The sequence below is a fragment of the Ekhidna sp. genome, from assembly GCF_039940915.1.
Lineage (GTDB): Bacteria > Bacteroidota > Bacteroidia > Cytophagales > Cyclobacteriaceae > Ekhidna.
Map to the genome: position 1 here is coordinate 205,389 of NZ_JBDVFO010000002.1, position 24,273 is coordinate 229,661.

The window sequence follows — 24,273 nt, forward strand, 5'->3', positions numbered from 1 at the left end:
GCAAAAGTAGCCAATGGTAGTCTAGTGATTGGTAACTTATGTTACACGATAAACAAAACACTAAAGTACCTCTATCTTATTTCTATGCTGCGTGATCACTTCGTTCAATTCCAGCTTTTTTAGGAGCCTGGAAATCACCACGCGGGAGGTACTCAGCTCATCTGCAATTTGCTGATGCGTCTTATGGATTTCGAAAGATGATGTCGCTTGCTTGGTGTCGAGTAGATACTTCAAAAGGCGATCTTCCATATTGCTAAACACCAAACTATCGATGGTTTCCATCAGCTCATCAAATCGTAGCTGATAGGAAGAGAGTACGAAAGTCCTGAACGCAGGATACTTTACAAGCCAGCGGTCCAAATGAAGGTTAGGTATCATCCATATTTTGGCATCTTCTTCGGCGACCACACGAATAGCTGTTTGCTTCTTTTCTAAACAGCACGTAATGGACATGGAGCAGGTCTCACCTTTCTCCAGATAATACAGCAGTAGGCTGCCCCCATCAGGTTTTTGGCGGTATACTTTAAGCAATCCTTCAAGTACGAATGGAATCTCTTTTCGTATATTATCAGGATCAATGATGTGCTGCCCTTGCCTGGCATTTTTCAAATAGCCAATTTGTCCGATTTCCTTAATCAACTCAGCTTCAAAGCCCAGCCTTTGTAAAACTTCTCCTATTGTCTCCATCTTTAATATCAGAAATAAACAAAAAAAGCCGACCAACATACATTGGATCGGCTTTTCAAATGAATTTATTCGTTTACCTAGTTGCGTAAAGCATCCAGTTCATCTTGCATTTTTTCTGCCTTGTCATTCATTTTCAAGCTTACGTAAATGTACGACAGGGTTTCCAAGACAGTCTCTTCAGTACTGTTAAGTGAGTACAGCTTTTCCCACAGAGGAAGTGCTTTTTCCAACTGAACATTGATCTTTTTGGTCAACTCGTCGTATTTAGCTGTCTCCTTGTAAGAGAGTGCATTTCTTTCTTTTATCAATTCATTCGCGTCATTGAAAATGGTAACTCCTTTGTTGAAGTTTGCATTGTAGTGATCAGGATCAACAGCAATAGCCTTTTCATAGCTTTCCATTGCACCTTCAGCATCTCCCGTTTCTTCTTTCAAAACACCAAGACTGAATAGCAAGTCGGCATTGTCCGGAGATGCAGCGATGGCTTTCTCCAGCCCTTCTTTGGCCTCATCAACCCTTTCCAACTGAATCAATAAGTTGATTTCAAACTTGGCAAAGTCTATATCATTTGGGTATATCTCTTTCCCGTTCTTGATCACTTGAAGTGCGTCTTCATACTTCTCTGCTTTCACAGAGTAATTATACATTTGGAGGAAGATCGACTTATCCTTTACACCTGCTTCGTATGACTTCATGAAGTTCTTATTTGCTCTATCAGCGTCACCTGCTGCAGAAGATGCATAGGCGGCATTGATGATTGCATTGGTATCACTGGGATAGATATAGAAAGCTGTTTCAAAATTATCCGCTGCAGACTCAAAAGACTCTTTGTTATAAGCAATTATTGCTTCATTGTAGTAATAAGCATAATACCCTTGCTTTTTGGAATCCACATTAACGATCTGACCTGTGGTGAAGTCCACAGAATTAACGGACTTTTGTTCCGGATCGAGTTCTAGGGTCTTATCAAACGACCTAAGTGCCTCTTCGAGCGCTCCTGGCTCTCTGCTGGAAGTATCAAGTGATGCATAAATTTGACCTCTGTAGAACCAAGTCTTGGGATCATTCATGGTTTTCTCGTGAGCGATTGCAGCATCAATGATGGATTTTGCTTCCGCCAGTTTACCTTCTTCCATGGCGGTGAGTGCCTGATTAATTTTTGGCTTTTTCTGAGCGTATCCTACAACACAAATAGCCGCTAACATAAGGGTTAAAAATGTTCTCATTATTCGATTTTTAATTATTCGTTATCCTTTTGATTTTCATTTTGCTCTGATGACTGAGATGGTTCATCCTGACTTTCTTCCTCATCGCTTCCTATGTTGGAAATTTTCTCCACCGCCGATATCTCATCATCTTCATTAAGCTTTATGAGTCGAACACCTTGGGTAGCTCTTCCCATTACTCTTAATTTATCCACTGACATTCTTATAGCAATTCCAGACCGATTGATGATCATCAATTCATCACCATCAACTACATCTTTTATAGCCACAAGTTCTCCAGTCTTATCTGTTACATTGAGTGTTTTCACTCCTTTGCCACCTCTTTTGGTGATTCTGTAATCTTCAAGGTCTGATCGTTTGCCATATCCTTTCTCAGATACAACTAATAGGTTAGGCGGGTTCTTGTAGTCTACACAAACCATACCAACCACAAACTCTTTGTCCGTAATGTTCATTCCTCGCACGCCAGAGGCCATTCTTCCCATCGATCTGACGTCTGATTCTTTGAAGTTGATCGCACGCCCGGTGTTACAAGCTATGATAATGTGATTGTCACCATCTGTAAGACGTACGTTTAAAAGCTTGTCATCTTCACGGATGGTTATGGCATTGATCCCATTTCTTCTTGGTCTGCTGTATGCTTCTAAAGAGGTCTTTTTAATGATGCCTCGTTTGGTACACATTACTAGGAAGTTGTTGTTTATGTAGTCAGGGTCATCAAGCGTTTTAACGTTGATTACTGACCGTACTTTATCATCAGATTCAATATTGATCAAGTTCTGAATTGGTCGTCCTTTAGAGGTTTTACTTCCTTCAGGAAGCTCCCATACCTTGATCCAGAATACTTTCCCAAACTCCGTAAATATCAATAAGTAATTGTGAGCTGAAGCGATAAATAAGTGTTCAGTAAAGTCATCATCCTTCGACTTGGCCGCTCTACTTCCTACTCCACCTCTACCCTGTGTCCTGTATTCTACCAGCGGTGTACGTTTAATGTATCCTTGATGTGAAATGGTAATCACCATATCTTCATCAGGAATCATATCTTCAGCAGTAAACTCATCAGCGCTATGCTCAATGTCCGATCTTCTCTCATCCCCGTAACGTTCTTTGATTTCAACAAGCTCCTCTTTGATAATCTCCATTCTACGTCCTTCGTTTCCTAGAATGTCCTTAAGCTCTTTGATCAACGCTTGAATCTCTTCGTATTCTTTTTGGATCTTATCCCTTTCGAGACCGGTGAGACGCTGAAGTCTCATGTCCAAAATCGCCTTAGCCTGTATTTCGCTCAAGCTGAATTTTTCAATTAAGCCGATGCGTGCTTCATCCGGATCTTTGGAAGAACGAATCAAATTGATGACTTCATCCAGGTTGTCAAGTGCAATTAAGTACCCTTCCAAGATGTGAGCTCTTCTCTCTGCTTCCTCTAGTTCATATTCAGTTCTTCGCACCACGACTTCATGTCTGTGATCTACAAAGTGAACTATTAACTCTCTGAGGTTTAATGTTTTAGGCCTTCCTTTTACAAGTGCAACGTTATTCACACTGAAAGAGGACTGTAATGCAGTTTGCTTGTAAAGGTTGTTGAGTACGATGTTAGGGATAGCGTCCCTTTTCAGGTCATACACCACGCGCATCCCTTGCTTATCCGATTCGTCTCGAATATCGGCGATGCCTTCTATTTTCTTATCATTGATTAATCCAGCGGTTTTTTCAATCATGCTGGCCTTATTCACCTGATAGGGAATTTCGGTTACTATGATTTGCTCTCTACCACTGCTAGTGGTATCAAACTCAGCCTTAGCTCGAAGTACAACTCGACCTCTCCCTGTTTCGAATGCCGCTCTTACGCCCTGGTAACCGTAAATGGTTGCCCCTGTAGGGAAGTCAGGAGCCGTCACATGCTGCATTAGCTCCTCAATGGTAATGTCATTGTTGTCAATATAGGCGATGACACCATCTACCACTTCTGATAGGTTGTGAGGCGCCATATTGGTAGCCATACCCACGGCAATTCCACTCGCTCCATTTACCAATAAGTTTGGAATCTTTGAAGGAAGTACACTTGGCTCTTCCGTACTATCGTCGTAGTTGGGTACGTAATCGACCGTGTTTTTTCTGATATCAGCCAACAACTCTTCTGAAATTCTCCTAAGTCGAGCCTCCGTATACCTCATCGCAGCAGGAGAATCTCCATCTACTGATCCGAAGTTTCCCTGACCGTCCACTAAGGGATACCTCATGGACCAATCCTGCGCCATACGTACCATGGTATCATATACTGCTGTATCTCCATGGGGGTGATACTTACCCAGCACGTCTCCTACGATCCTCGCACACTTCTTATACGATTTGTTGTAGTTGACACCCAATTCATCCATACCATAGAGAATTCGCCTGTGAACGGGCTTGAGGCCATCTCTGACGTCTGGAAGAGCCCGTGAAATGATTACGCTCATCGAATAATCGATGTAGGCGCCACGCATTTCTTCTTCAATATTTATTGGGATGATATTCTCTTCGAATGAGGATAGGTTATCGTTATCTCCGTCTGCCATTTATGCTTATTTGGGTTAGCCAAAAATCAACCCGCAATTTAGCAAAAATCTAGGTGAAATGAGTGGATTTTATTAAACAGAATTAGACTTAAAAAATACTGGCCAATTCTTAGTTTTTGCGTGACCTTTTCTTTTTGCCTTTTTTACGATTCAGGCTCTTGAGGGTACGGTGATTTTCCCCGATCTTAGGGTTCTGACGCTTCCAAATAGGCTGCCCTCTTACTTCCATTCTTCTGCCGGTCTTTGGATCAGTATATACATGTTTTAATTGTACATGATCGCTTTTCATCGGTGAGCGAGGAATATCAGGAATATTTATGCTGATGCCTGCTTGTATGAAGAATGTTGGATACTTATGCCTCACAGAGGAGCCATCAGGAATATTGACAGTATATGATTTGAATTCGACACTTGGACGTATGATCACTCTGAAGTATTCAGACCAATTGTTTTCGATGCTAACACCTAAATTGGTGTATAGTCCTCGTGAAATGGCTCCACTGTTGAATTGCTTTCCTGCAGTGATTCTGCCGACCTGCAACTCGGCAACAAAATCATAGCTCCAAAATTGATAAAACTTATAGCCAGCCATGGCATATAGTCTTGAATAGCGTGTTCTGGAAAAATCTGGTTGATAGTTTCTAACCTGATCGCCAAAGGCAGTCGGTTTTAGTTCTCTTACCGTGTGTATTTCATATGAATATCCAATTCCCAATCGGTACTTATCATATGAGTAGTGAATAGACAGATTGATGGGAACCCCACGTGAGCCTCCCTTAAAGCCAAAATCTGTTGTATCTGTATTTACTAAAAATGTCTGATCGCCAAGTAGCGGGTTATTAACAGGATTTGGCAAATATTCGAACGGGACATCAAATGGATTTTCCAGTGAGGTTTCAAATCCAAGTTGAGGATTGTTCAGCCAATTGGTATATCCGCTGAAAGTACTTCCCAGGTTTTCAATAGCATTGGAGAATATGTATTGGTTGGTAGCATCCTGATAAAAGTATACCCCTCTCAATTGATGTGAATAGCTGGTTTGTCCAATTCCAGTTGTTGCAGTAATGCTGAACTTATTGAGAAATACTTTAACCGGATTACGGTAGATGTTGTATTTCTCATAGATATCCTGTCCAAGCGATTGTGTAGACACAAAGGCTAACAGAATAATCAGTTGATATCGTTTGGCAGCAGCGAGCAAATTATCTCAAAATTAAGTGATTAATTGACACGGGCGATTTCAAACAACAAAGTCCTGTACGGTGGTATTCTAGTCACATAATCGGGTATGATTCCATCTTCAACTAAATCTTCATCTATGAATTGAGGAATGATCAATGCACTTTCTCGATATGCCTGGGAAGAAGGCACCATCACCAGTGACCGTTCTCCTGCCTGCATTAGCGATACACCAAATTCGAATCCGGTTAAAAGCTCTCTGGGACTGCCAGATCCAAATATCCATTGGAATACGGTATCTCCTCCAAAGGAAGAATCATCTATAAATCTACCAGTATAATCAACGATGATAGTGTCTCCGTTTAACGGTAAAGTACCTGCTCCTGCCTGAAGGCGTTTAAATGAAATACCCGAAGCTGGAAATTTCATCACGGTATTGAGTGGATTTGTCACGGTATCATTCAGGTTATTTGTGGCAACATAATTATCAATGTCTACTAATTCCTGAACAATCAGATCAGCTTCGTTATGTACTGCTGTTAGTTCTATTTGCAAATGCGCAATGAGGTTGGGGCTAATAGCTCCTGAAGTAAGGCCTTCGTAGGCTTGACTCGGCGGCAATATGAAATTATAAATTTCGCCCACGCGCATGACGCTTATACCAAAGTCTGCACCTATTGGGTAGATTGCGGATGCTCCTACTTTATATATCAATGAATCACCATCAGCTCTTTGGTATCTGGAAATAACATTGCCATTGAGGTCCATCAATGTATAGTAAATAGCTGCTACAGCCCCTGTGACAGCCTGAGCTCCAGCAAGGTTGGTATTATCAGCATAATAGTAGATTCCAGTATTATCGTCACGAACAGCCGTAATATTCATGGTATCCAGCCATGCTTGAATATTTCCGTCAACTGATGTACTTACAATGTCATCATTGCCGCAAGAACTCAGGAACAAACCCAGACTTAATATTACTATGTATCTCATCACTACCACCAACAACGCATTAGATGAAAATAGATTATTTGAAAGTCTTACAAAACATTTGAAAAACAGGTATTTTGTCGAGTTCCAATTTTTCTCCTATCAAAATCATTCGCTGATACTCCTCCTTACCTATTTTGTGATTTCGATTAATGATGTCTTCATCATTTTCCAGAAAAAAACTTGCAATGAATCTGATTAGCAAATAAGGTGAATGCAGGACGGCCTGTCTGTACTCGTTATAATCAACTTCCCCTTCTCCGGGAGGTCTTCCTAGATCAAGTTCATTAATACCACATGTGACTTTTATTGTTTCTTTCAAGACCTCCATGAACTTGTCAGACCAGTTGTAGTAATTCTTAATCAGGAACTTCATGGCATAAATGACTGGATCCTTTTTCATAAAATACCCGCCTTTTGAAAGCTTTCGGGCTTTCTTATTCAAAGCCATTTCTTCGAAAAGTGTGATTTTACCATCCGCCATCGCTATTCCAATCGTTGGAGCCATGATTATTAATGAGAAAAAATCTTCATCTTCTATCTCTAGGTATGGTGCCTCGGTTTTAAGAAAATCCTTTTTCAAAGCCTTGGTAGCTTCCTTTACTTCAGGATATTCAATCATGGACTCTATTTCGTACTCGGTGAACATATTAGGGAGTGGTTATTATTAGACCTCAAAATAAAGCCTTTTAACTAAATAGGGAAAAGTAGGAGTCTAATTATCTAAGATTTATTTTCGCTAAAAAAAAAGTCATGACAGATAAGAATATTCAATTGGCGATTCAAGTGGTTCCGCTGGAGCGCAATGGAGATGTTTACGAGAAGATAGATGCAGCTATCGATGTGATTCAAAAATCTGGTGTAACATACCAAATCACTCCCATGGAAACGGTGATGCAAGGGCCGTACGATAAACTACAAGCTGTAGCCAGGGATGCACAACAAGCATTGGTCGATTCCGGATGCACGGAATTTTTGGTAAACATCAAGATGCATATCCGAACAAACGCCGATGTTACGATGGAGGAAAAAAGATTGGATAGATAATATCAGAAAGCCACGTTGCTCTCCAACGATTGATACGTTTGAAATTGTGTCTCTCCCTTCTTGCCTAAGAATGTAAACGTTTGTTCACTGTCGACTTTTCCGCTTTGCGCATGAAGGATAATTTCATTTTCTCCTTCTTCAAGGGGAACTCTGCTGTAATGAATACTGTGCGGCATGGTTTGCCAATTTCTCGTGTCTGCTTGCTCAGAAGCAAAATTGACTATCCCTACTAAAAAGCCTAATGTTTCATCCTCTTTCCTGACTTGTTTTTCCACCATCTTTTTTAGCGCGACCCGTAACAACCCTTTTCCCAGTTCTTCCAACATTCGTTCCCTCAATGTTTTAAAAGCAATGGCATTAACGTCCTCTGCTTTCTCTAAAGGGTAATAATAATTGTTGACTTCCAGACTTGCGGAAGTAAAGAACGGCTCACGCTCAATGTATTTAGGAAATGCGACGCGCGTCCCTGTTAGATCAGTGATGCTTGCATTGTCATCATCATCTGTATCGTAAAAAAACGGGAAATTCAATCCATATTCTTCATTCTCAAAAAACACTTGGCCACCATCACCGGCTACCGCAACAAAGTTGATGGACCACTCATCTTTAATGGGTGCCAGACCATTGTGCCAAAAGAACAATAGCTCCCCTCCTTTTGCCGGTTCTAACTTTACATACTCCATTCCAAATGTTTCACTAAATTGATCGAGTTCCTCTGGAAATCCTGCCAGTGAAGCTGTTCTTAGCAAGTCTTTCTTCAGCTGCTCTGGTGCTCCAAGTCCAAACATTTCGGTGAACTCGTTTTGATAAATTTCCAAGGCATTCCGGTACGCAATGAAGGCATTGTTGTAATCCCCTGAAGCATCATAAATAATCCCCATCAAATTATGGACGAATGCATCTTTCTGGTATTTGTTATCAGAAACATACTTATCACCAAGCTCAAACAATCGTTGATTTAATCTTCTACACTCCACCAATGCAGATTCATAATCCTGCATCTTTAAATAATTGAGCGCTTTGTAATAAAGCAGCATGAGATGTTCGTGATCCTCTCCTGGATAAACGATTAGGTTTGGATTGAGAAAATAGGATGCTGCAAAATTGAGGTAGTTTTTGTGATAGTCTTCGCCAAAAAGGTATGCCTGCTCCAGCCAATTATTGCTTTCTTGATAATTACCTAATAGATGTTCCACCACCCCTTGATTGGCGTAATAAAGGAAGCGAGTCTTGCTCTTTGCGGCCTTCTTATTCTGATCAAGGATATTTGCTGCTTCCTCAATCTTACCCTCCTCAAAATTCTTATTGAATTCATAGTTGAGCTGATAGAAAGAGGCACAGCCGCTGAGCGCAATCAAGATTGCTAAAACGCATATGGTCTTTGTTGAAACCATCGATAGATGTGGTGAATTGAAGCTAAAGTGTAAAACAATCACAAGCCTTAGAATAAGGCTTGTGATTCAATTAGTGTACTAGTTCTTAATGTACTTCTTGATTTCTTTATCGCCTAACCATACTTTTTCATTGGTCTCGATATCTACAAGTTCCAAGTTCACTTTGTAGCTTACCACCTTCTCTTTTTTATATGAATCAGTAATTGCGGTGATTACTCCAAACATCATGAAATCGGCTCCCAGCTCTTTCCCCCATTTTGCTTGAGTCTCCGGAGATGCAAACTCTCCTTGCTCCGCTCGCTCTTGTCTTAGCTTTTCACGGAAATCAGAATTGGACACCACTCTTACGAAACCAGAGTTGATGAATTCTCTTTCCATGTCTTTGATGAAGGTCTCTGATTCAATATGCTCAGAGCTTTTGTTTTTAACATATCCCACGATTACAACAGGCTTGCGATCATTTTCAATCTTAAAGTTGTTGTGCCATGGTCTCCCTGTCACATCCTGGATCATCTCTTCTGCGACCAATTTGGAATCGGTATCATTCCAGCGACCACTTAGATCTACCTGCTGATCAGGGTTAATGCGAGTAACTTGTCTATTACATGAAGCCAGTACTGCAATAGCAAGTACTAACATGGATAATTGAGTGATTCTTTTCATTTTTTTATGCTATAAGGTATTACAAAGATAGGTGATCCTCCACCTAAAAATCTGCTGATATTTTGAAATTCAAAAACCTTGCCGATAATGAGTTAGGGATGGCGAGTTGAGAACCTGTCACGTCCTGAATCCATGAATATGACAGGGTATTATCTGCTCCCAGCACATTCAGTACTTCAGCTCTTAACCATAAGGTTCTCAGATACTTATGATTTCTTAATTCAAATGATTTTGAAAGGCCCATATCAACTCTATAGTATTCATCACCAGAAAAAATATTTCTTGCATTTATTTCATTTGGAGGACCAAGTGGATAACCAGAACCAAACACGGTGTTCACATAAACTCGCATGCTTGGATCATTTGGTAAGTGATCCTCAAAATAAAAAGCGAGATTTATTCGCTGATCAGAAGGTCTTCTGATGAACCCTTTGTCATCTTCAGCAATGTCTTCCTGCGTACTGAGGATTCCCAAACTGAACCATGATTGTGTTCCAGGTATAAACTCACCGTTGATTCGGAAGTCAAATCCATACGAAATGGCTTCTGCGTCATTGTTGGCAAAATACCTTAGTCTCACATTATCAATGTCGTAAGCAATTACATTGTCTATTGATTTATAGTAAACCTCGGTGGAGAACAGGAATGGCCTATTCCACCAGCTAAGTAAGCGCTCCATAGCTCCTATGATGTGGATGGATTGCTGTGCTTTTACGTCCTCCCTTATTTCACCTGTTTGGTCGCGCAGTTCACGATAAAAGGGTGGCTGGCTGTATTTACCAACGGAAAGTCTAAAAGAAGTCTCTCGCTCCCAATTTGGCTTGAAACGATAAATGATGCGTGGGCTAAAAAGCAATTCATCGTTATAGTCGAGGTGATTGACTCTTCCACCAAAATTCACCGCATGTATCGAGTCCTTGCTAAAAATGGTTGCTTGTAAATAGCCTGTAATTGATGTGGTGTTTAGCTCGAGGTTATTGAATGTACTTTCGTTGATGGTAACGAAACCCGCTGAATCCAAAAAAGCATATTCATTTAGCTCATCATTGATGATGTTTCTATTATAGCCTATTCCAGCTTCCAAAACGGACCAGTCTGATAGCAAGTATTCATTTCTTAATTCGGAATTAAAGATTTTAGCTTCAAGTTTATTTCTGCCATAGTTGAAATTCGTACCTACACCTCTCACTACGACACATTCATTGAAGCTGTTTGAGCCCGGATTATTATCTACATCGCAAATGCGATATGCTCCTTCGACATTGTAATTCTCTCGCTCGGTGGTGTAGACACCAGAAAATATCCATCTGCTAAGTAGTTTGTTCGACCAGCGATGCGAAAGATTGAAGCCACTTTGATAGGTATCATAGTCAAGTTTTTCTCTGCCTTCAAAAGCTGTCTGAATTCGTAAGTTTTGTGTAGCAGAACCAAACTCAGTGGTTTGGGATTCTGGAAGTGTGAGGTATCTGTTTCTACCATAGGCGAGTAACCAGTTGAGCTTTGTTCGGTTAATCTGTTGGCTGTTTTTTCCGGTAAGGTCAAAAGTGAAAAAGGCCTGAACATCCGTGTATGACGGAAGGTATTGGCCTTCTGTCTCCAAGGTGTTAAGTAAATACCTGGAGTCACGGTGGCGTGCGCCAAACAGGTATTGAATGTCTTCACTTATTCGGTTACCTATATAGGCTGAACCTCCCAGCAAGCCAAAGTTGAATTGGCCTTCCAAAGCTTCAGGCTCTTTGTAATCGATATTTAGCGATGAGGAAAGCTTATCTCCGTATTTGGATTCCCAACCACCTGCATAGAAACTAATGTCTCCTACCAGGTCAGGGTTTATGAAACTAAGCCCTTCTTGCCTTCCCGCATTTGCAAGAAACGGGCGATAAACCGGAATATCATTTACATACACCAGGTTTTCATCAAAATTTCCACCTCGCACATTGTATGCGGAAGAAAGTTCGTTGTTTCCGGCTACTCCTGGTAAGGTCAACAAGACCTTGTTGAAATCTCCAAAAGCAGAAGGAAGGTTCTTTGCAGACTTTGCATCGATTTTTGTGGCTGGATCTATGGCGTCACGCTCCCTCTGCCCCTCTACTTGCACGTCATCCAACTGCGTCACTTGCAACTTCATGGTCACCGTGAAATCACTGACTCCAGTAGGTATGTCCGATAGCTCATGGGCTCCATATTGTACATGAGAAAAAACAAGATCATACCTCCCAGAAGCTAGTTCAAGGATAAAATAGCCCTCAGCATTGGAAATTGTACCTTTCGTTTTGTCAGATTTAACCAAGACATTGACGGCTGGAATCGGATCACCGTTTTCGTCTACAATTCTACCTTCTATTACATCTTGTTGGGCAAATGAGACAAATGAGACACTTATCAGTATTGAGAAAATGAGCTTTCTCAACTGGCTAGGATTTTTTAAGGTTCGCAATGGTTTGGGCCGGATCATCTGACTTAAAAACGAAGCTACCTGCTACTAGCATATCTGCCCCGGCACTAAAAAGTTCTCCTGCGTTTTTATCATTCACCCCTCCATCTATTTCAATGATGATTTCCGGATTAACCTGATCCACCATTTTTTTGAGTTTCCTAACCTTATCAAATGTCGTTTCTATAAACTTTTGTCCTCCAAACCCAGGATTGACAGACATCAACAAAACCAAATCGACATATGGCAGAATCTCCTCTAAGGTACTCACAGGTGTGTGAGGGTTGACAACAACGCCTGCTTTTGCTCCTAGCCTCCGTATCTCAGTTACTGTGCGATGGAGGTGTCGACAAGCCTCCTGATGTACAGTTATAATTTCTGCCCCCGCCTTCATACAATCTTCCAGGTATGGATCTGCATGCTCGATCATCAGATGGTAATCCATCGGCTTCTTAGCATGCTTATGGATGGCCTGGCATACCGGAAAACCAAAAGAGATATTGGGCACAAATACGCCATCCATGATATCGATGTGGATGTAGTCTGCTTCGCTTTGATTTAACATTTCTACTTCCTGCTGCACATTTCCAAAATCTGCGGCAAGAAATGAAGGGGCGATTAGTTTTTTAGACATTAGAAATTGATGAGTTTGACTACTTTTTGATTGTCTCCTGTTTGCAAGAATAAGAAATAAACTCCTTGTTGGCTACCATCAATGGTCAATTCCATGTTTTCTTTTACTTCCCTTCTTTTAAACTCTTTTTTGTAAATCAGGCTCCCTTTTGGATCCATAATTTTGATACTCATCCCTTGTTTAAATTCTCCATCTGTAATCAAGTACAATGTATCTCCATTGAATGGATTAGGATAAAACACCACTTTGTCTTGCAGGATATCGCTTATGTTTAACGCTCTTACGTCTTTAGCATATAGGTAGTTGGGTACGCCATAGCCAAATAGTGAATCCGGGTTATTAGCCTTGTGAGCTGAATTTTTAATGGATGCCATGATCTCGTTAGCCGTTCTATCTGGGTTAGACTGCCAAATACACGCTGCGAATCCAGCGATCAATGGTGATGCAAAGCTTGTTCCGCTACCTCTGGAAATGGATCCATCCCCCCTCATCACCGCTGTGGCAGAACCAAAAGCAGCAACATCGGGCTTTATTCTGCCATCAGCAGTATGTCCAACCGAACTGAAGGAAGAATAGGTGAAATCGGGATTCACGCTGCCTACGGTAAGAATACCTTTTGCATCTGCTGGGGGAGTGATTCGCTTCCAGCTTTTATTGCCCTCATTGCCTGCGCTCACTGCCACAATAATTCCTTTTTCAGCAGCCCATTTTGCAGCTTTTGAAACAATGGTGGTTTCTCCATCCATATCTTCAAAATCGTAGTTGTGACTGGGGATGTCGAACAAGCGATAGCCTAGTGAGCCATTGATAACGTCTGCTCCTAAACTATCAGCAAATTCTGCTCCCAGCAACCAGTTGTACTCTTCCAGCCTATTTTCAGCTTTATTATCTTCTGTGACGCACAAGATGAAACTGGCTTCATGTGCTATTCCATGGAAGTTTCCATTTTCGGATTCGTACTTAGATCCAATGATGGAAAAGACTGATGTGCCGTGACTCCCGAATTGGAACACGTTATCTGAATTCTCTACAAAGTCCCGTGTCGCTATAATTTGATCGTTTTCCCAAATGTGCTGGAACGGTGTGTATTTATCGACTCCTGTAAATCCATTGTCAAGTACAGCGATTAGCATTCCTTGTCCCTTAACATCTTCTGCATGCATGAAGAGCGCTCCAAGCATTCCTAGCTGGATGTCTGAGTCTCCATTAACTGATGGAGGCTCAGAAAAATTCGTTGGTGTCTCTATTGGAGATTTATCAAAACTTAACCGTGTTGTATCTCCTATCCATGCGATGCTGTCCACATAGGAAAGCATTTCAACATCATTGAGCAAAGTCGTGTCAGCATTTACCAATGCCCCATTTAGCCATCTGGAACTAAAATAGACTTCTAATCCCGCATCTCTCAGCCCATCAATGTATGCTGGATCAACAGGTAAATCAGACTCATTCACAGAGATGTTTTGTTTATCCCTGCGATCTAAAGCTCTCTGTGTAAGGAATTCTGATGGGTCAGATAGGCTATATGGATAATTTTCACCTGCTTTATCTGAGAAATAGATAAAGTATCTATTGACCTGGCTAATCGCAGGCTCACCCTGTGCAAAGGTTTCGATGCAAAATAATAATAACAGGCACGATATCAATAGGCTATTCTTCATTTCCAATCTCAATTAAGGTTTGCTTAAGCGAACGACCTCCGATTACTGTGCCAAAGTCTACCCCACAATCACTGGAAGTACATTTCTTTTGAGTCAAATAGTCCTTCTCTACCAATCCGACTCCTGTTACATATACTTCACTTCTAAGATCAACTCCTGTCACATTTTCCTCTATATCCTCAATAATTACGCGGATATGGTTTTCGGTAGAAATGGAATCAATAATCTGACTATCTATTGTTTGATAGTAATAAGTTAAAGCACCTCTACTATTTAAACTATTGCCATCCCATTCTCTACCGACATTTACAGGAAAGGTTAATTTGATAAAAGGAATGTTGTTTTCTGTGATGGACAGAAAGCTGGAGGTTTGGGTAACTGACCAAACAGAGTCGCTTTTCCAGGCACTCATTTCATTTGCCCTGCTATCCCTTCTGATTAAATAGGTGGTTCTATCAATTGAAACAATTGAATCAAAAATGGTTTCTCTCAGTTGATACCTGGTCGTATCAAATCCACTCACCAGGTATTGAATTTCTTCAACTTCATAAATACTGTATTGTCCTACATTGAGTGGATAGTAATCGTAACCTAATAGATCTGGTCCAATTTCTTTCGTCTCATTGCAAGAGAAAAGAAATGTGATAAAGGCAAAAATTAAGCTCTTACATCCCTTCCATGTGTATACACTCCGTACTTTGAAGCTGTTATTCATTCTCAATTTTCTCTATTTTGATGAAAGCTTGAAGTTATCCAACCACCACCAATTACATCGTCTCCCTCATAAAAAACGGCTGCCTGCCCCGGAGCGATTGCACTAACGCCCTTACCGAAGTAAACCTTCATGGTGTCTCCAACCTGCTCAATAACGGCAGGACTTCCACTGTCATTGTAACGAACCTTGGTAATTGTATCCTTTCTTTCTCCCTCTATGGATGCATATTTCTGCATATTCAGCTGCTTCACATACATTCCATCTCTACTTAATTCGTCAAAAGTACCTAGCACTACCCTATTCATATCTTTCTGTATTTCAGTAACATATACAGGATATCCTAAAGCAATACCCAATCCTTTTCTTTGACCAACCGTGTAGAACGGATATCCTTCATGTTTACCAACTACTTCGCCAGATTCTAACACAAATTCACCGCCAGCCACTTGTTCTTCAATGCCATCCACTCTTCTCTTTAAGAAGCCACGATAATCATTGTCGGGAACGAAGCATATTTCATAGGATTCCGATTTGGTCACCAACTCATAAAACTCACGTTCTCTTGCCATGTCATAGATCTCCGTCTTCTTTAAATGACCCAATGGGTACTTGGTCCTACTAAGGCTCTCCTGAGAAATTCCCCAAAGTGCATACGACTGGTCTTTGTACCCGTCCGCTCCTCTTGAAACAACATGCCGACCATTTTCCTCACGAATATTTGCATAATGTCCCGTGGCAATAAATTCACAGTCCAGCTTATCAGCTCTTCTTAACAATGCATCCCATTTGATATGGGTATTACACATCACACATGGATTAGGCGTTCTGCCGGCCATGTATTCATCCGTGAAATAGTCGATGACAGCATCACCAAACTCTTCTCTGATGTCTATGATAAAATGTGGGAATCCTAAGTTTACCGCAATGTTCCTTGCGTCGTTGATGGAATCGAGACTGCAGCAGCCTGTTTCCTTTGAACTTCCTCCTGAGGTTTGATAGTCCCATGTTTTCATGGTCATCCCAATCACTTCGTATCCTTCCTCGTGTAACATCACTGCAGCCAGTGAGCTATCAATGCCGCCACTCATGGCGACCAAAATTCTTCCTTTTTTACTCATTTGTTTCGTATTTCGCCGGGTTCACAGCCACGGTTTATACATAAGAGTGCAAAGATAATGAGCTACCTCCTAAGCACCTATCATTTCCTCATGAAGTAGTAGTGGTGCCTCCGCAACTACTTCCGGCACCAGCCGTGCATCCATAGCAGTGTTGATTCAAGATGATCTCACGCTTACTCAATGCATCCACATTGAATTCAGAAATATGCTGTGGGCCATTTACTTTTAGTTCGAGCATCTGATTAAAATCACAATCATACATGAAACCGTCCCAGCTAATGCTTATCGTATCTCTACACATGACGCCTTCAGCAGCCATTGGATTAAAAGCGTTGACAAGCTCATCCATGTAGTCCTGGTATTTTTCAGTTTTCACCAGATACTCCAGAAAACGACTTATTGGAAGATTCGTAATTGCGAAAAGCTCATTGAATACTATGTCATATTCTTGGAGCTTCCGTTTGAATTGATTTTCCAAGGATGTCTGATCTCCTGGCAAAAATGCCCCAGCAGGATTATAAACTAAATCTAATTTTAACTCAGAATCTGGTCGTCCATAGCCTGCATCATTAAGCATCTGCAATGCTTTTATGGATTTGTCAAAAACACCGTCACCTCTTTGTGCATCAGTCCGCTTGGCCGTGAAGTATGGTAAACTGGAGACCACATTGACTTTGTGCTTTTTAAAGAATTCTGGCAGGTCATTGTACTTTGGGTTAGCCAGGATAATAGTAAGATTACATCGTACGATCACCTGCTTGCCAAGTTTACTCAGCTCTTCGACAAACCATCTGAAATGAGGATTCATCTCTGGTGCGCCACCCGTCAAATCCACCGTCGAGATATCTGTTCCCTTCAACGCCTCAAGGCATTGAAGCATGGTCTCCCGTGTCATTATTTCCTTGCGATCAGGACCTGCATCTACGTGACAATGTGTGCATACCTGATTGCACATTTTCCCTACATTGATTTGGAAGATATCGATGCCTGTTGGCTTAAGTGGCAAATGGCCAAGTTCATTCAGCTTACTTTCGAATGAAGGAATAGATATGGCTTCATGATTGTCTAGAACTTCAATTTGACCCTGAGGCGTTCCCAAAGGATGTTTTTGACGTTGTAAGGATTTAAGCATTGTCACATCAATTTATCTTTCACGTTATTCATCATTTGCACCCCATGTACCAATACGGCTCCACTTTTGATGGCTGCAGCTACGTGTACAGCTTCCATCATTTGCTCTTCATCTACTCCTTTTTTTAAGCAATCAGAAGAGTATGCCTCGATGCAATATGGACAATGTACGGCATGTGACACGGCTAGGGCAATGAGTGACTTCTCTCTGGCTGTTAAAGCTCCTTCATTAAATACAGTGCCGTAATAATCAAAAAACTTATCGCCTAGTTCCTTTTGCCATTCAGTAATCTCACTGAATTTTTTTAAGTCTTCAGACTTATAATAGTTATTATCTTTCATAGTACGCGATTTTAATATGAGCTTTTAGCAGCAGCCGCCTCCATCATAAAAATGTGTGCTTTCACTGACATAAATATCCTCATCACCAATTGATTCCAGGTTGCCTGCCGTTTTATCACAAACAGAAAGTGGTTGATTATACATCAATACATGTCCTGCATGGTCATCGAAATATTCTTTTTCCCCCGTATATATAGCGGTACGTCCAGTAAACACACATGGACCATCTGCTGGCATAGGATCTTTGATAGCGCAGACTTCTACACTTTCGATGTGAATGGGGTGCTCCGTATCGTAATGTTTGGAATCGAGAATCCTATACGGGCGTTTAGCTCTTATCTCTACGGTACCAAAACCAACTTCAGTGATCATTTTGATGTACTCATTCAAAGGAAGCGCCCCGCTTAAGCATAAACCTCGAAGCTCGGGATCATTCTTAAGGTTTTCGGGCATGACATCCTCACTGATCGGATCTGACAATACGAGTCTACCATGCGGCTTTAAGACTCGATACATTTCTTTCAACGCTTTTTTCAGGTCTTCTTCATGGAAGATATTGAAAAGGCAGTTTTGAGCAGCAACGTCAATGGTTTCATCTTCAACGGGTAGGTTGAGTGCATCTCCTTTGCGGAGGCTAACAAAATCTGAATGAAACCAGTCGTTTGAAATTTCTGCTTCTTTGAAATTTCTCTCACATGCATCAAGCATTTCTTCTACCACATCTACGCCCACCACTCCTGCGCTTTGTCGACTAAAATATGAAAACTGTAATAGTTCCATACCTCCACCCACTCCTACATAGAGTATTTTGGGGCTGTTGATGAGATCCCGAGGATGCACCGTGCTCCCACACCCATAATTCATTTCTTGCATGATCTTAGGAATATCGAGACCAGGGAATGCCCAAATAGGTGTTGTGGTACAGCACAAACCTACATCCGGTGTCTCCGCCGCGCGCTTGTAAATATCTTTAGTGGTATCTAAATATGTTTCCATCAATTATTTTAAGTCATCTGTTTATTGAAAAGTAAGGAGGATAAGGCTGTTGAGTATGTAGATTCAAATGTACTTCTTTGAACTACGTAGTATGTATCATTTTTGGATTTATAAAACGTATGTCGTCCAGTATTCTTTACGAGATGGAATTTCTAACCCTGCTAGTATATTCTCGTAGCGCAGCCTTGAAATCCGTTCCATTGCTATCCATTGATTCAAGTATTTGAATGGCTGCATAGGCATGCGTCAATTGCTCACCTTCATCATTTCCTGGTATGTCAATCGCTGGGGTTTGTTCTTCTAGCAAGCTAGCCTCTGCTTTTAACAGCTCTTCTTTAGAATAATTTTCTACAAGCTGTTTGATTACGGGTATTTTCATAGTCTAAAGGGCATTGATCATTTCAAAAACCACTTCTTCCTTGCTTGTAGATACACCAGAAACAAGTTCTCCATTCTTAAAGGTTGCAAAAAATGGAAGATTGGTGACGCCAGCCAGCTTTCTTGCTTCCGGACTATTCTCAGCATTTACATCCAAAAAAGTGACTTCTGAAAACCGACTATCCTCTGACATTCTTCTAAACTTTGGACCAAATAACCGACAACTTCCACACCAGTCTGCGAAATATTTGACTACTACTTTCTCATTTCCCTCAAGAGATTCACTAAAATTTTGATCCGTTTTAAGCTCTACTGCCATTTTTTAAACTTTTTTTTTTCAAAACAGCAAATTAATTGAATTTGTTTCCAACAGTGGGTTTTCTTTGCCTCAGAAATTTCTTAGATCAATGAGCTTAAAGACATTCGTAAAAATCAGTAACGTAACTAATTTATCGGATGCCCGTTACTGTGCGGGAATGATGGTTGATGTGATAGGATTCAACATTGATTCCACTGCTCAATCATTTGTAAGTGCAGAAGATTTTGAAGAAATAACTAATTGGGTGGCAGGTGTAAAATTTGCCGGAGAGTTTCATGGATCTGGTATTGAAGAAATTCGAAATACCGTAAGTAAATACCCAATCGATTTAATCGAAATTGATGATCTCAATCTTGTCGAAAAAGTATTCCTACTAGGAAAGCCTTTGATTGTCAGATTGAATATCAACACAGACTCAGAGTTCAGAGAGCTAAAATCCACCTTAAGCTATTTGGATGAACTCGCAAAAATGGTTTTAATAAAATCAGAAAACGATGCGCTTTTTGATGATTTGGATTCCCAAATAGGATACTATAATGGAAATCTGAAACTGTTAAAAGGTTACGGAGTTACCACCAAAAAAAGTATAGGAAGATTCCCAGGATTGGAGCTAGAAGCTTCAAAAGAAGAGCGTCCAGGCTATAAGGATTATGGCCAAATAATGGACGTCCTCGAAATGATCGAGGAAGACTAGAATCTTACTATAATAAACATTTTTTTAACGTTCTTTTAATCTATTGTCGAAATGATAAGAAGAGTACTTATTGCTTGCTGTTTTTCAGCAAGTTTGGTGGGATTTGCACAGCTAAAACAGATTCAAAAAAAACTAGCTTCAATGCCTGAGACTGAACAAACAGCCTTATGGCTTTGTGATACAGCATTGGTCATTTGCACTCACAACCCAATTCTCACACAGCATACCGCTAAACTGGCCTTGAAAAAAGCCGATGAATGGAATATTTCCGGCTTGGTTCCAGCTAAAGCCCACCATGTCTTAGGAGTATCATATGATGCTAGGCAGCTGCCTGAGCTTGCAATAAAACACTACCTGATCGCGCTTGAAAAGTATGATGAAATGGACGTGAAAAAAGATATAGCAATAATCAAAGCAAATATGGGCAGGGCTTTCGATGATATGGGACATACCGAAAATGCAATGAACTATATGAAAGAGAGTCTGCGAATAAGTAGGTATCAAAATGATTCAATCAATCTCGACAAGTCCATATTCCATTTAGCGGCCGGGTTTGGCAAATTAAATCTGATTGACTCTGCACTTCATTTTTACCAGGAATGCATTCAGGTAAGAAGAGCTTTTGAGGATGCGACTGGTATCGCTCATGTACTTAATAATATAGCTGAGTTGTATCTATCAAATAGTGAGATAAGCGCAGAACACGCTCAAATAGCGTTGATTCATTTGAAAGAGTCTTTGACATTACTCAAAGAAGGTGACAACAATAATCTGCTAGCGACTATTTATGCTAACATGGGAAAATCACAGCTTTTGCTTGGTCGACCTACTGAGGCCGAAAGGCTTCTAAAGAACGGTCTTCTTTTAGCGGATGAGAACGATTTTGACCAAGTTAAAGAACAAATTTTCGGTAAACTTTCCGAACTCTACAATCAACGAGGAGACTACAAAAAGGCCTTAGAGTATTATGGAAAGGAGATTTTACTCTATAAAAAACAACGAAACATTGAGGTAGCCAAACAAGTAGACAGACTCACCATGCAGTATGAAACTGTAAGGCAAGAAAAGCAATTCGCTGAGTTGCAAAGACAAAGAGCCCTCGAAGTAGGTGTTAGAAATTTATTTTTCATCAGCATTGTGTGTGTGATTCTATTGGCAATTATTCTCCTGTTCTATGCTCGCCAAAAAAGAAAAAATGATGAAATCATCTCCCAATTGAGATTACAATCACTTGCAGATCAAATCAATGCCAAAAACAAGGAGATATCATCCTATACCGTAAGCTTTCTTCAAAAAAATCAATTAATGGAAGAATTGAAAAGTCAGATAAATGAGCTGAAAAAAAGTGCCGACATGAGTACAAATAAAGAGTTAACACGGATCAATAGAATAGTTGATCATAATTTTCGTTCAGATGAAGAATGGAAAACATTTCAGTTGACCTTTGATCAAATGCACGATGATTTTTTCAAGAGTTGAAGAAATCTCATCCAGACATCAGCAACGCAGAGCTGAAGCTTTGCGCACTTTTGAGACTAAACATGAATTTGAAAGAGTCATCGAGGATTCTGGGAATTGCACCGGATAGTGTGAAAACCGCTCGTTACAGGCTAAGGAAAAAGTTAGGACTGAAAACGGAAGACAACCTTGTTAATTTTTTACTTCAGTTTGAAAAGCGAAAAACTTCTTAATTTGCCAAGGTTAGCTTTAAAACGAGTTGACACATCTCACTTGTAAACTGAACTTGACTATGAATAAATTCAAGAACATCCTGATTTTTGGCATCTCAACAACGTTATTGTCCTGCTCCAATAGCAGTGACCCACTTCCTGATGATGATGATATGGAATCGGGTGATGTATTTATTGACACTTTTGATGGTACGGGAGCGTTGGTGGACTACACAACGAATAATGAAACGGCTCTCCCTAACGTTGCTCAGGTAGCTGGTCGATATCGTGCTGAACTGCTGGATAACGCGAATAATGTGACATTGCATTTCAATGAAGATCAGGGGCGTCTTGATGCAAAAAGGGTGGCGTTTCCATTTGAGTTCATTGCGCGGAATATAGGAATTGGAACAACCGGCAACTCACAAGAAGCTCCGGCCCATTCAAACGATCCGTACAACTTTGCAGGCGTTCAGGTGCATGCACTTGATTTAAGTTCTCCTAACTCAGCTCACGTTGTAGTGGGGCATCGCGGACCCACTGGGTTTACAATTGAAGGTAAAAATACGCTCAATGGATCATCTTCTGTTAATGACATAGGTGCCAATACCGTTCCAAGTGGTCGCGCTGATATTCGCATTGTCGGAAATGATGATCAGACCATTACTGTTTATTGGCAAATACCAAATCTTGATCTGGATAATCAAGCGGATAGCTGGACGTTGTATAATGGTACAGGAGACTTACCAGGAACAGCTCCCACTTTTGAGAGTGAAGTTTATGTTGGTCTAATTACTTATGCTTTTTTCACAACTGGTGTACCTTTTGTTGGCACTTGCGACCAAATCGAAATCAGGTAAAAATCATTTCTTATCTACCCAGTGAAGTTCTAATTTTAAGAAATGAAATTGGAATCATTTTCAGCTCTTGATTTTGAGACTGCTACCTGGAATCCAGCTAGCATTTGTCAGGTAGGTTTGGTAAGAGTTGAAGATGGGATTGTAACGGAAAAAGTAAACCGGCTCGTTCAACCTCCTAAGAATGAGTATTTCTATAAAAACATCGAAATACATGGAATAAAGCCTGAAGATACCATCGATGAGCCCTTGTTTGAAGAAGTATGGTTTGATTTTCGTCACTTGATAGAGGATCAGGTTGTCGTCGCACATAATGCCTCTTTCGATGTAAACTGCCTTCAAAATACACTTGCCTATTATGACATTGCACAGCCTCATTTCGAAGTGCGCTGTACACGAGTAATTTACCGCAGAGGACTTGCCTACCTTAGCAAGAAATATAGGATTGAACTACATCACCACGACGCATTGAGCGATGCAAATGCTTGTGCCCAACTCTATTTAAAACATCTCCAAAGACAGGCATTGCCAAAAACCGGTACCCTGTTTTAATTATCTCCATGCCTCCAGTATGCCAGGGTCTACGACCTCCCTCCCTTTTTTTTCTCGCATCGGCGCGGGCACACTTGATCTTATCTTTCCATTCAATACCTCAAAAAGGTGCTCTTTGCCCGTCAATTTGCGAGTAACAAATCCTACCTCCCGAACCTTTTCTTCCAAGAGGATGAGATTCTGTTCTTGCTCAGCATCTAAACTTAGGGTTGTTAACTCGGGTAAGATGGTAGTTCCTCCCTGGTTGTCAACCATGCGAATAAGTGAATCAATGGAACTGCAGTGGTAGGATATTCGCGTATTGGTTTTTTCATTTTTTAATGAGCAAATATCACTTACCTGATCTCTAAAGCAATTTCCTTCTTCAAGCAGCCACAGATGTTTCAAATCCAGGTTTGAAACTTTGAGTGATTTCGCATCCCTCCCTTCTTCATTGTTGTGATACATATAGAATGACTCATAAAACAAAGGTGTTATCGTAATCCCTTGTCTTGCTATTGGCGTTGATATAATGCCACCATCCAGGTCTCCTAGTCTAATTTTCTGCAATATTTCTTCTGTCAAAAGCTCATGAATCTCAAGTGACAGTTCCGGATACTGATTGAGCAATGGATCTAAAAATAAAGGAACTAAATAGGGCGAAAGTGTAGGTATTATTCCAAGCTTTAATTCACCTCCATACTCACTTCCCAACGTTATTGCATACTCTTTTAACTGCTTTCCAGCCCTTACGATCTCACCAGCCTTCAACAGAAACTTCAGCCCTTGCTCCGTGGGTTCGATTCGTGACCTGGACCTATCAAAGAGCGAAATACCAATTTCATTCTCCAGGTTTTTGATTTGTAGGCTTAGTGCAGGTTGAGTCATGTTGAGTGCTTGAGCTGCACGTGTAAACGATCCCAGTTTTTCCAGTGTGAGCGAGTACTCCAGCTGTTGAAGATTCATAAGTGTTTCATATGGATTTATAAAAGCTATAAATATATCAAATATATTTATCAGATTTACGCCGGCGGAATAGCTTGAAATGA

At 40.7% G+C, this 24,273-nt stretch carries 24 protein-coding genes; 5 read left to right on the top strand and 19 right to left on the bottom strand.

Annotation, left to right across the window (positions count from 1 at the left end; translation table 11 throughout):
* Positions 1-60: 60 nt before the first annotated feature.
* The 6 genes from ABJF57_RS06140 to ABJF57_RS06165 form a co-directional block, all read right to left on the bottom strand.
* Positions 61-687: a Crp/Fnr family transcriptional regulator gene (locus ABJF57_RS06140; RefSeq protein ID WP_462233417.1), complete on the bottom strand. Its 627-nt coding sequence runs from the start codon at positions 685-687 to the stop codon at positions 61-63.
* Positions 688-764: 77 nt separating this feature from the next.
* Complete coding sequence (locus ABJF57_RS06145; RefSeq protein ID WP_462233419.1) at positions 765-1,913, bottom strand: tetratricopeptide repeat protein; 1,149 nt, start codon at positions 1,911-1,913, stop codon at positions 765-767.
* Between the two features lie 14 nt (positions 1,914-1,927).
* A complete protein-coding gene (gyrA, locus tag ABJF57_RS06150; protein WP_462233421.1) occupies positions 1,928-4,471 on the bottom strand; it encodes a DNA gyrase subunit A in 2,544 nt (847 codons plus the stop codon).
* A 109-nt stretch (positions 4,472-4,580) separates the two neighbouring features.
* Positions 4,581-5,672 (bottom strand): hypothetical protein, encoded by a 1,092-nt coding sequence (locus ABJF57_RS06155; RefSeq protein ID WP_462233422.1) that lies wholly within the window; start codon positions 5,670-5,672, stop codon positions 4,581-4,583.
* A 20-nt stretch (positions 5,673-5,692) separates the two neighbouring features.
* Positions 5,693-6,643 carry an FKBP-type peptidyl-prolyl cis-trans isomerase gene (locus tag ABJF57_RS06160; RefSeq protein ID WP_462233424.1) on the bottom strand — a complete coding sequence of 317 codons (951 nt, stop codon included), beginning with the start codon at positions 6,641-6,643 and terminating at the stop codon, positions 5,693-5,695.
* Between the two features lie 34 nt (positions 6,644-6,677).
* On the bottom strand, positions 6,678-7,289 hold the full coding sequence (locus ABJF57_RS06165) for a hypothetical protein (RefSeq protein WP_462233426.1): 612 nt from the start codon (positions 7,287-7,289) through the stop codon (positions 6,678-6,680).
* Positions 7,290-7,393: 104 nt separating this feature from the next.
* Between ABJF57_RS06165 and ABJF57_RS06170 the strand changes: the two genes are divergently transcribed.
* On the top strand, positions 7,394-7,687 hold the full coding sequence (locus tag ABJF57_RS06170) for a thiamine-binding protein (protein ID WP_462233428.1): 294 nt from the start codon (positions 7,394-7,396) through the stop codon (positions 7,685-7,687).
* A 2-nt stretch (positions 7,688-7,689) separates the two neighbouring features.
* Here the strand turns inward: ABJF57_RS06170 and ABJF57_RS06175 are convergent, their stop codons facing one another.
* The 12 genes from ABJF57_RS06175 to ABJF57_RS06230 form a co-directional block, all read right to left on the bottom strand.
* Positions 7,690-9,081: a COG3014 family protein gene (locus tag ABJF57_RS06175; protein ID WP_462233430.1), complete on the bottom strand. Its 1,392-nt coding sequence runs from the start codon at positions 9,079-9,081 to the stop codon at positions 7,690-7,692.
* Between the two features lie 78 nt (positions 9,082-9,159).
* Positions 9,160-9,744, bottom strand: coding sequence for a penicillin-binding protein activator LpoB (locus ABJF57_RS06180; protein ID WP_462233432.1), 585 nt, complete (start codon positions 9,742-9,744; stop codon positions 9,160-9,162).
* 43 nt (positions 9,745-9,787) lie between these two features.
* Positions 9,788-12,154 (bottom strand): TonB-dependent receptor, encoded by a 2,367-nt coding sequence (locus ABJF57_RS06185; protein ID WP_462233434.1) that lies wholly within the window; start codon positions 12,152-12,154, stop codon positions 9,788-9,790.
* 4 nt (positions 12,155-12,158) lie between these two features.
* Positions 12,159-12,812, bottom strand: coding sequence for a ribulose-phosphate 3-epimerase (gene rpe, locus ABJF57_RS06190; RefSeq protein ID WP_462233436.1), 654 nt, complete (start codon positions 12,810-12,812; stop codon positions 12,159-12,161).
* Complete coding sequence (locus ABJF57_RS06195) at positions 12,812-14,473, bottom strand: S8 family serine peptidase (protein WP_462233438.1); 1,662 nt, start codon at positions 14,471-14,473, stop codon at positions 12,812-12,814. The genes rpe and ABJF57_RS06195 overlap by 1 nt, the downstream gene beginning before the upstream one ends.
* A complete protein-coding gene (locus tag ABJF57_RS06200) occupies positions 14,463-15,188 on the bottom strand; it encodes a hypothetical protein (protein WP_462233440.1) in 726 nt (241 codons plus the stop codon). Before ABJF57_RS06200 ends, ABJF57_RS06195 begins: the two co-directional genes overlap by 11 nt.
* Positions 15,189-15,190: 2 nt before the next feature.
* The gene (gene mnmA / locus ABJF57_RS06205) at positions 15,191-16,306 is read right to left on the bottom strand and encodes a tRNA 2-thiouridine(34) synthase MnmA (protein ID WP_462233442.1); all 1,116 of its coding nucleotides are present in this window, start codon (positions 16,304-16,306) and stop codon (positions 15,191-15,193) included.
* Positions 16,307-16,394: 88 nt separating this feature from the next.
* The gene (arsS, locus tag ABJF57_RS06210) at positions 16,395-17,438 is read right to left on the bottom strand and encodes an arsenosugar biosynthesis radical SAM (seleno)protein ArsS (protein ID WP_462233444.1); all 1,044 of its coding nucleotides are present in this window, start codon (positions 17,436-17,438) and stop codon (positions 16,395-16,397) included.
* A gap of 2 nt (positions 17,439-17,440) precedes the next feature.
* Complete coding sequence (locus tag ABJF57_RS06215) at positions 17,441-17,779, bottom strand: arsenosugar biosynthesis-associated peroxidase-like protein (protein ID WP_462233446.1); 339 nt, start codon at positions 17,777-17,779, stop codon at positions 17,441-17,443.
* Positions 17,780-17,803: 24 nt separating this feature from the next.
* A complete protein-coding gene (gene arsM, locus ABJF57_RS06220) occupies positions 17,804-18,775 on the bottom strand; it encodes an arsenosugar biosynthesis arsenite methyltransferase ArsM (RefSeq protein WP_462233448.1) in 972 nt (323 codons plus the stop codon).
* A 136-nt stretch (positions 18,776-18,911) separates the two neighbouring features.
* The gene (locus ABJF57_RS06225; RefSeq protein WP_462233450.1) at positions 18,912-19,154 is read right to left on the bottom strand and encodes a DUF6952 family protein; all 243 of its coding nucleotides are present in this window, start codon (positions 19,152-19,154) and stop codon (positions 18,912-18,914) included.
* A gap of 3 nt (positions 19,155-19,157) precedes the next feature.
* A complete protein-coding gene (locus tag ABJF57_RS06230; RefSeq protein ID WP_462233452.1) occupies positions 19,158-19,472 on the bottom strand; it encodes a thioredoxin family protein in 315 nt (104 codons plus the stop codon).
* A gap of 88 nt (positions 19,473-19,560) precedes the next feature.
* On the opposite strand from ABJF57_RS06230, the gene ABJF57_RS06235 reads away from it, so the two are divergent.
* The 4 genes from ABJF57_RS06235 to ABJF57_RS06250 all read left to right on the top strand — a co-directional run bounded on the left by ABJF57_RS06235 (position 19,561) and on the right by ABJF57_RS06250 (position 23,245).
* Positions 19,561-20,166 carry a hypothetical protein gene (locus tag ABJF57_RS06235; protein WP_462233454.1) on the top strand — a complete coding sequence of 202 codons (606 nt, stop codon included), beginning with the start codon at positions 19,561-19,563 and terminating at the stop codon, positions 20,164-20,166.
* A gap of 51 nt (positions 20,167-20,217) precedes the next feature.
* On the top strand, positions 20,218-21,645 hold the full coding sequence (locus ABJF57_RS06240) for a tetratricopeptide repeat protein (RefSeq protein ID WP_462233456.1): 1,428 nt from the start codon (positions 20,218-20,220) through the stop codon (positions 21,643-21,645).
* A gap of 271 nt (positions 21,646-21,916) precedes the next feature.
* Positions 21,917-22,696 (top strand): hypothetical protein, encoded by a 780-nt coding sequence (locus tag ABJF57_RS06245; RefSeq protein ID WP_462233458.1) that lies wholly within the window; start codon positions 21,917-21,919, stop codon positions 22,694-22,696.
* 42 nt (positions 22,697-22,738) lie between these two features.
* Positions 22,739-23,245, top strand: a complete 507-nt coding sequence (locus ABJF57_RS06250; RefSeq protein WP_462233460.1) for a 3'-5' exonuclease — start codon at positions 22,739-22,741, stop codon at positions 23,243-23,245.
* On the opposite strand, the gene ABJF57_RS06255 is transcribed toward ABJF57_RS06250, so the two are convergent.
* Complete coding sequence (locus tag ABJF57_RS06255) at positions 23,246-24,190, bottom strand: LysR substrate-binding domain-containing protein (RefSeq protein ID WP_462233461.1); 945 nt, start codon at positions 24,188-24,190, stop codon at positions 23,246-23,248.
* Positions 24,191-24,273 lie beyond the last annotated feature (83 nt).

What these genes read in the sequence shown, in the direction of transcription:
- ABJF57_RS06140 (WP_462233417.1), bottom strand. Translation starts at nt 687, where the DNA reads ATGGAGACAATAGGAGAAGTTTTACAAAGGCTGGGCTTTGAAGCTGAG.
- ABJF57_RS06145 (WP_462233419.1), bottom strand. Translation starts at nt 1,913, where the DNA reads ATGAGAACATTTTTAACCCTTATGTTAGCGGCTATTTGTGTTGTAGGA.
- gyrA (WP_462233421.1), bottom strand. Translation starts at nt 4,471, where the DNA reads ATGGCAGACGGAGATAACGATAACCTATCCTCATTCGAAGAGAATATC.
- ABJF57_RS06160 (WP_462233424.1), bottom strand. Translation starts at nt 6,643, where the DNA reads ATGAGATACATAGTAATATTAAGTCTGGGTTTGTTCCTGAGTTCTTGC.
- ABJF57_RS06165 (WP_462233426.1), bottom strand. Translation starts at nt 7,289, where the DNA reads ATGTTCACCGAGTACGAAATAGAGTCCATGATTGAATATCCTGAAGTA.
- ABJF57_RS06170 (WP_462233428.1), top strand. Translation starts at nt 7,394, where the DNA reads ATGACAGATAAGAATATTCAATTGGCGATTCAAGTGGTTCCGCTGGAG.
- ABJF57_RS06175 (WP_462233430.1), bottom strand. Translation starts at nt 9,081, where the DNA reads ATGGTTTCAACAAAGACCATATGCGTTTTAGCAATCTTGATTGCGCTC.
- ABJF57_RS06180 (WP_462233432.1), bottom strand. Translation starts at nt 9,744, where the DNA reads ATGAAAAGAATCACTCAATTATCCATGTTAGTACTTGCTATTGCAGTA.
- rpe (WP_462233436.1), bottom strand. Translation starts at nt 12,812, where the DNA reads ATGTCTAAAAAACTAATCGCCCCTTCATTTCTTGCCGCAGATTTTGGA.
- ABJF57_RS06195 (WP_462233438.1), bottom strand. Translation starts at nt 14,473, where the DNA reads ATGAAGAATAGCCTATTGATATCGTGCCTGTTATTATTATTTTGCATC.
- ABJF57_RS06200 (WP_462233440.1), bottom strand. Translation starts at nt 15,188, where the DNA reads ATGAATAACAGCTTCAAAGTACGGAGTGTATACACATGGAAGGGATGT.
- mnmA (WP_462233442.1), bottom strand. Translation starts at nt 16,306, where the DNA reads ATGAGTAAAAAAGGAAGAATTTTGGTCGCCATGAGTGGCGGCATTGAT.
- arsS (WP_462233444.1), bottom strand. Translation starts at nt 17,438, where the DNA reads ATGCTTAAATCCTTACAACGTCAAAAACATCCTTTGGGAACGCCTCAG.
- ABJF57_RS06215 (WP_462233446.1), bottom strand. Translation starts at nt 17,779, where the DNA reads ATGAAAGATAATAACTATTATAAGTCTGAAGACTTAAAAAAATTCAGT.
- arsM (WP_462233448.1), bottom strand. Translation starts at nt 18,775, where the DNA reads ATGGAAACATATTTAGATACCACTAAAGATATTTACAAGCGCGCGGCG.
- ABJF57_RS06225 (WP_462233450.1), bottom strand. Translation starts at nt 19,154, where the DNA reads ATGAAAATACCCGTAATCAAACAGCTTGTAGAAAATTATTCTAAAGAA.
- ABJF57_RS06230 (WP_462233452.1), bottom strand. Translation starts at nt 19,472, where the DNA reads ATGGCAGTAGAGCTTAAAACGGATCAAAATTTTAGTGAATCTCTTGAG.
- ABJF57_RS06235 (WP_462233454.1), top strand. Translation starts at nt 19,561, where the DNA reads ATGAGCTTAAAGACATTCGTAAAAATCAGTAACGTAACTAATTTATCG.
- ABJF57_RS06240 (WP_462233456.1), top strand. Translation starts at nt 20,218, where the DNA reads ATGATAAGAAGAGTACTTATTGCTTGCTGTTTTTCAGCAAGTTTGGTG.
- ABJF57_RS06245 (WP_462233458.1), top strand. Translation starts at nt 21,917, where the DNA reads ATGAATAAATTCAAGAACATCCTGATTTTTGGCATCTCAACAACGTTA.
- ABJF57_RS06250 (WP_462233460.1), top strand. Translation starts at nt 22,739, where the DNA reads ATGAAATTGGAATCATTTTCAGCTCTTGATTTTGAGACTGCTACCTGG.
- ABJF57_RS06255 (WP_462233461.1), bottom strand. Translation starts at nt 24,190, where the DNA reads ATGAATCTTCAACAGCTGGAGTACTCGCTCACACTGGAAAAACTGGGA.